The 1768-nt window shown below is 49.9% G+C and carries 2 protein-coding genes; one reads left to right on the plus strand and one right to left on the minus strand.

Annotated elements, in window-relative coordinates:
* Positions 1–140: 140 nt before the first annotated feature.
* Entirely contained in the window at positions 141–989 is an 849-nt protein-coding gene (locus BM062_RS24850; protein ID WP_092402409.1) for a transposase, read from the minus strand.
* Between the two features lie 77 nt (positions 990–1066).
* On the opposite strand from BM062_RS24850, the gene BM062_RS24855 reads away from it, so the two are divergent.
* Complete coding sequence (locus tag BM062_RS24855) at positions 1067–1663, plus strand: transposase (RefSeq protein ID WP_254785245.1); 597 nt, start codon at positions 1067–1069, stop codon at positions 1661–1663.
* Positions 1664–1768 lie beyond the last annotated feature (105 nt).

Raw genomic sequence — 1768 nt, forward strand, 5'->3', positions numbered from 1 at the left:
TCCTTGATAAAGTTGGGTTCGCACCGTTACTTTATCGCTTGGCGTTTGCCAAGGGGAGGACGGCTAGATGATTATCAGGTCTTGCAATGACACATTACCACGACACCAAACTAAAAAATCAAGCGTAAATTCGTACCACCCTATGTATCGCTGTCATTTTTTTCGATCTTCTTTATCGCTCTGCTTACGGTCGAATAATGTACGCCAAAATACTCGGCAATCTCCCGCAAAGTGTAATTTCCCGTAGCAAACGCCGCCGCCATCGCCAGCCGAGGCTCATTGCACCGCTCACAGTAGCTTGATAGCGGCTGTCCTGTGGGATGGCGTTGAGTACGCGGAATTTCTGTAATTTCCTGATTCGACAAATCCTGCATGCGGTGCAGGAATGCATCGCTGCCAAGATAGACTTGCCCACGCAAATTACCCCAAATCTCGGGTAAGCCGATGCCAGCTCTGACAAAATCGGCATATTTGGTGATAGCTCTTTTTCGCTGACGACTGAACTGCTTAAGTATCCAATCCGTCTGCAACCACCTGGGAGGATCCTCTACTCCCAGCATCGCTGCATAAGAGCTCCAATGCCATTTGCCCACAACTTTAACCATACGTGCTCGTACGGGATTGAGGACCACATATCGTGATAACTCAAGCAAATAGCTGTCTTTTTCAACCAGAATGGCTTTATACCGTCCTTGGAAGACATGACCTACTCGACCATGCCGACGGTTGATGCTTTGGGTATAAACACCGTTAAGTTGACGCATGCCTTGCGACAGATTTGCTTCCGCTGTCTCCACTACGATGTGGTAATGGTTGGACATTTGGCACCAAGCATGACAAGTCCAGTTGAATCGTTTGCAGACTTGTCCAAAGATTTCCAGCCACAGCAATCGATCTTGATCATCGACATAGATATCTTCACGCCCGTCGCCACGAGAAGTAACATGATAGACGCCGCCGGCGAGTTCTAATCTTAAAGGTCTTGACATAATTCACTCATGCTAGAACATGAAATATGTCATTGCAAGACATGACCCCGATCCTTGCGTGACCCCGATCCTTGCGAGTGCAAGCATTAAAGGATATTCGCCAGCAGGAAGAAAACAGGCTTGAGGCCAACACATTCACCGGCATGACCGACATCGCCGAACATGTGAGGCAGCACATCGCCTGGCTAAGCGCCGAGATCAACAAGTTGGAGGGCGACATTGATGACCACATTGATCGACACCCCGGCCTCAAGCATGATGCAGAGCTAATCAGGAGCATCCCAGGCATCGGAGCCACCACAGTGGCGAGGATCCTGGGCCAATTGGGCGATATCCGGAGATTTGACAGTGCCAAGGCATTTGCCGCATTTCTCGGTGTAACACCTAAGCAACGCAGTTCCGGCACCTCCATCAAAGGTCGAACCATGATTTGCAGGGCAGGAAGCACGTCTATGCGAGCGGCACTTTACATGCCCAGCTTGGTAGCATGTCGACACAACCCGATACTACGTCGTTTTGCTGAACGGCTTTCGGCCGCCGGTATGGCGAAAAAAGCTGTGATCGGGGCCGTCATGCACAAAATGACGCATCTTATTTACGGAGTGGTCCGTACAGGCAAGCCCTTCGACCCAAATTATTTAACCAACGGGCTTGCTATTCAAGACGGTATCTGACCCCGATCCTTCATTGCAAGACCTGATAATCATCTAGCCGTCCTCCCCTTGGCAAACGCCAAGCGATAAAGTAACGGTGCGAACCCAACTTTATCAAGGAGAACG

It is taken from the genome of Collimonas sp. OK412 (genome assembly GCF_900112135.1).
Lineage (GTDB): Bacteria > Pseudomonadota > Gammaproteobacteria > Burkholderiales > Burkholderiaceae_D > Collimonas > Collimonas rhizosphaerae.

Bases quoted from the DNA above. Each gene is read 5' to 3' on its own strand.
- BM062_RS24850 (WP_092402409.1), bottom strand. From the start codon at position 989: ATGTCAAGACCTTTAAGATTAGAACTCGCCGGCGGCGTCTATCATGTT.